General features: G+C 35.5%; 5 protein-coding genes. 2 read left to right on the top strand and 3 right to left on the bottom strand.

Features of this window, described 5'->3' with window-relative positions; all coding sequences use genetic code 11:
• Positions 1 to 742, bottom strand: a 742-nt coding sequence (locus H5202_RS18030) for a helix-turn-helix transcriptional regulator (RefSeq protein WP_182773284.1), incomplete at its 3' end; no start/stop codon positions are given.
• A 576-nt stretch (positions 743 to 1,318) separates the two neighbouring features.
• Here H5202_RS18030 and H5202_RS18025 point away from each other — a divergent pair.
• Positions 1,319 to 2,257 (top strand): HNH endonuclease signature motif containing protein, encoded by a 939-nt coding sequence (locus H5202_RS18025; protein WP_182773283.1) that lies wholly within the window; start codon positions 1,319 to 1,321, stop codon positions 2,255 to 2,257.
• 173 nt (positions 2,258 to 2,430) lie between these two features.
• Complete coding sequence (locus H5202_RS18020; RefSeq protein WP_182773282.1) at positions 2,431 to 2,814, top strand: hypothetical protein; 384 nt, start codon at positions 2,431 to 2,433, stop codon at positions 2,812 to 2,814.
• 83 nt (positions 2,815 to 2,897) lie between these two features.
• On the opposite strand, the gene H5202_RS18015 is transcribed toward H5202_RS18020, so the two are convergent.
• Both H5202_RS18015 and H5202_RS18010 read right to left on the bottom strand, forming a co-directional pair.
• On the bottom strand, positions 2,898 to 3,827 hold the full coding sequence (locus H5202_RS18015) for an NYN domain-containing protein (RefSeq protein ID WP_182773281.1): 930 nt from the start codon (positions 3,825 to 3,827) through the stop codon (positions 2,898 to 2,900).
• A gap of 114 nt (positions 3,828 to 3,941) precedes the next feature.
• A complete protein-coding gene (locus H5202_RS18010; protein ID WP_182773280.1) occupies positions 3,942 to 4,610 on the bottom strand; it encodes a hypothetical protein in 669 nt (222 codons plus the stop codon).
• Positions 4,611 to 4,857 lie beyond the last annotated feature (247 nt).

The raw sequence follows: 4,857 nt of genomic DNA, 5'->3' as shown, positions 1-4,857 counted from the left end.
CGAAGCGGCCATCAGCATCATACTGTTCTAAGTCGAAATCTTTAGGCCTTTCAAAGTTGAATGTGGATAAAGCGGCCAGCCTGACCCGATGAATTGCTACTGTCCGCTCATTTGTATAGCCTTCAAACCGACATACGAGGTAAAGGCGGTTACCTTGCTGTGCAATACCTAAAGGCATAACAGTTGCTTTTTTCTGCTCATCATTACTATTACAGTATTCAATAACTAGATATCTATCTTCATATAACCCCTGAGTTATTACCTGTACAGTTTTCAAATCTATGGTAGGAGCTAGCAGTGGTAGTGTTTCACTGACAACACGAACCTTTTTCAGCCAGTCTTTTTCTTTCTGATGTGGAGTGCCCACACTTAAGTGGTATCTCGCCTCTAGGAAAAATCCGTCCATAGAAGCCATAACATTTCCAGGGAGAAGTTTGGATAAGTATTGCTGTGACAAGCTTAGCAGTAGAGACTCATGCGCAGACATAGTTGGTACACTAAGCACCGCATTCCCATGCGCTATCTTATAGCCATAAGGTTTACTCTTATCATTTCGTTCAATATTAAATTGAACAGATAGAGTTTCCATTATTCGCTGCAAAGTACGAATATCTCGACTCATACCTGCCTCACAAAGCTGATCATGAAGCTCTTTTACAGTAACGTATCTCGATCTAGGAATTCGTTTTAAAATTTCAAGAGCTAAATTCAAAGACTCATTTAAAGATGATTTTCTGTTCATTTAAAGTCCATTTAAAGCCAGCCAAAAGTCCGTTTTGTACCAACAAATCAGATATTTAAAACTATTTAACCGTTCATGAGTGTACACACTAAACACCATCATGTGCAAAAATTACTAACAACAAAACTAAATAAACCATAGGTAATTAGTATATTTCATGGGTGCGACATTATGCGTCGCACCCGTGCAGTTAAAACGATTATTTCGTTGGTTGTCCATATAACTTAACAAAATAGCTATGTGGTAACTCTCACATAACCCCTACAAATATGATGTCGAGTTCGTATATCTCATGATATTGACACTAACAATACCTTATTAAAGATTGGATAAATGTGGCAGAAAGCTAGATTTTAGCTTGTGATCTAATGCTTTTTCTAAAAACAGATGGAAATAATGGAAAAACAATTCCTAGATCCCTCTTATAGAAAATGAAAAATTAGTGACTATTATATGTAAATTTTGTATCAAAGATAAAAGTGCAATTGAAGACTTAAACTTTACGTAGAGTTTGAGAACACAAATGTATAAGGTAATAATGAATTTATGGTGAACATTTTTAACAGGGAGTCTAAATTGAGTTATTTATCATTATTTAAAATGCCAAATCCGGTAAAGATAACCGCTAGGTCATCAAGCATAACAAACTCATTCGTTAACTCTATAATTCCAGTGATACAGCCAACTGAAGCCGAAGTTAAAGCTGCATTGAATGCATTGGGCATGGATATGAACTCTTGCTCATGTGCTTTTTGTGGTGACAAAGCAACTGAATGGGATCATTTGAGAGCACTAGTTAAAAATAAAAGGCCTACGGGTTTTATTTCTGAAATACACAACTTAGTCCCTGCATGTGGAAAGTGTAATCAATCAAAAGGTAACACTGATTGGGAAACTTGGATGAGAGGTAATGCAAAGCTATCTCCTCATACAAGGGGGATAACTGACTTAGCTGAACGAATAGAAAGATTAAAAGAGTACGAGAAAATACAACAACCAACTCGAATTAATTTTGAAAAAATTATTGGTAAGTCTGAATGGGAGAGTTATTGGCAAAACTGCCAAATAATCCATGACTCACTGCAAGAAATACAACCTATAGCAACAACGATGCGTCATAAAATAGCAGCTCAATACTCTAGCTTAATTCAGAATTCAGAATCAGCTAAACCATCACAAGTAAAATCTATTGCTCAAAAAACAGAATGTAAAAAGCTATCTAAAAAAGAGAATATTCAATATTTAGAACAATTTAAATTGTTCATCATGTCAAAAGGAGTGGGCAAAAAGGATATAGTTGCATCATCAGTTGACTCATATACATCTTATCTAAACTCCGTTGCAAATCAATTAAATATCAATATTTCTCCAACAACTTTAGGAAATCAAGCACAGTTAGAATCAGTTAAGTCGCAACTATTATCACAAAAAACCAAGGCTAAGACTCTTAGAAATTTAATGACAGCAGCCAAACACTACGTTGATATGATACTTTCAAACAACTTCAATAAATAAATCGATTGATCGCATTGTAGATAACCATCTCTCTGAACCGATCATCTGTAGTGGCCAAGCTCCTATATCGTCAGAAGTTCGAGAGTGGCTTGATGCACCAGCGGTAGATAAGGAATTGTTTTAAATAACTATGCCACTAGGCTATATCTGATAGGGTTTAATGAGGGAATAATATGCAAAAAAGTACTATCTCCATGATAAATAATATCCAACAAAAATATAGATGTAACCCAGATGAGGCAAGGAAAATACTAAATCTTCAGCGGAACTTAAAAGCAAACCAAAAACAAAAACAAGCAAAAGAACGAAGACAACTAAAACTTCAAAAAAAGCGAGAAGCATTAGATTTACTCAGAAAAAAACACAATTGCACATTAAAAGAAGCTAAGCTTTATTTTGACGTAGAAAGAGCTACCCCAAAAGGCCTCCTACAAGTAAAAGTAATGCACATTAGCAAGGCAACAAAATTAACAACCAAAAAACTTAATCGCACTAAAAGAAAAATAAAGAACCCCTCTGTATGGACTGTAAGCGGAGGAGCGGTTTCTCCTCGCTAATTAATTTTGATACGCTGCCTTGATTTAGCTTAAAGCTGCATCAGTAATCTTCAGCGAGTAAATCTTTATAAGGCTGGTTAATATTAAGCAGCTTGCTGCTTGTTCAATACAATATTTTTAGCTGAAGGGCACTGCCCACTAGCTAAATCCTTCTTCGAATCAATATCAGGAACTTTAAACCAAACTGTCTGACCTTCCTTTAATAGCGCTGTATTTCCCTTTACCTCAATAAAGCTAAAATGGTAATCACCTTGATTAGATGAAATGAAACCAAAGTCTCTTTTGGAGTCTAATTTTCGAATAACACCTTGCACAGTTGTTCCTGATGCTTTCGTGTTACTTGTGCGCATAGCAATAAAACACTGATCAACTTTTTCATCTACAATATCAAAAAGTTCTACTTTATCCTTTATTAGCTTTTTTAAGCTTAAAAAACCATAATTCCTGGGGTCAAAAGATGAATCAAACATCTTTAGCATTTTCCCCATGTCCCCTAGGTAGACCGGCTCATTGCTTTCTGCACACCTTAGATAAGAATCAACCAGTAAAGCATTGAGATCTTGATGACTTAAGCTAGTGACTGGATCTGATAAGTTTTTCGTAAACACAAAATTATGACAAGCTTTACGAAACCTTTCTGGTGTATTTTCTTTGCCAATAGCCATCACATGCAACCCTTTCTCACGAATTCGTTGCGCTAAACTATAAAAACCACCATCACTTGATACGATACAAATAGCATTAATACGTTGATTATTACTAATTAACTCAATAGCATCCATGACTAAAGCATGGTCGGCAGCATCTTTACCATAGTGGAATTGTTGTTTTGGGCTTGATGCCGTCTCATGAAGAACATCTTGCCAGCTACTTTGCTCTCTAGCCGTCCAATCAGCATAAACCCATTTTATCGCTACAGTGCCGTACTTTTCTACTTCCTCAAGCATTGATACATATTGAGCTTGCGAAGCATTCTCTCCATCAACTAGTACAGCGAACGTTAAATCCATCATTTTACAATCCTTGTTAAAAAGCACATCTCAATTAACCAACAATACAAATGTCTAACTGTAGTGGTCAACTAAAAGAATCTTTCAGTGTAAGAAGCAATATTTTGGAATTTTTTATCAATTTTGACACAGCACATTTTCTATATGCTCAACAACTCTATAAGACTTAAAATTTTTGGCTATATCTAAGCAATTAACCGCTTTTTTGTATGATATAGCAGAACTTGGAACTGTATAGGTTTTTCTCCAATCTCCACCATGTTCAATCATAATTTTAAACAACTGAATTTCATCATTTTCAGCCGCTAACATAAGAGGGGTATACTGCATGCCATTCACACGATTAACAAAATTGACATCTGCACCTTTTGCGATGAGTACTCTCGCAATGTGTCTTATTTTAGCTGGAGTAGGCTTCCTCTCTAAATAAACCTGAAAACAATAATCTGTGTATTGATCCAATATCTTCTGATCTCGTTCAGTGATACCTTGTCCTTTAATAATCTTTTCAAAGCCTGTCATACCGGCAAACATTGGTTTTAATCTATGTATGCTTTCCTCTGTCGGGGGTTCTGATATTATTTCCCTGAATCTGCTTGGTTTTTTTATAATAGAAAGCAGTGATACTGCATGGTAAAGTGGTGTTAAAAAATCAAGTCCAGCTTGCAGATCAATTTGAATACCATTACTCATAGAAATAATTTTTTTAACTATATCTGGGTTCCCTGTATCAACTGCTGCGAATAACGGTGTTTGTGCTTTCCTCGTTGTTCGCTGATTTAACACGATATCACTGTGTTTATACTGTGTTTATACTGTGTTAAAAGGTTATATAACCTAAAATCCATTCTAGATGTAGCATCTTGAAAATCTAAATGATTTAAAGCCATCAATAATGGTGTTTCACCGGTAATCCCCCCTAAAAATAGTAGATTTCAAAAGTAGAATTTTCTCGTAATATATACGCAGGGAGATTCTGCATGAAAACATCAAAATTTAGCGACAGCCAAATCCTAGCAATTCTTAAACAAGC

The organism is Shewanella sp. SG41-4 (genome assembly GCF_014164505.1).
Lineage (GTDB): Bacteria > Pseudomonadota > Gammaproteobacteria > Enterobacterales > Shewanellaceae > Shewanella.
The sequence above is the reverse complement of the archived record's forward strand: the minus strand, read 5'-3'. Positions and strand labels throughout refer to the sequence as shown.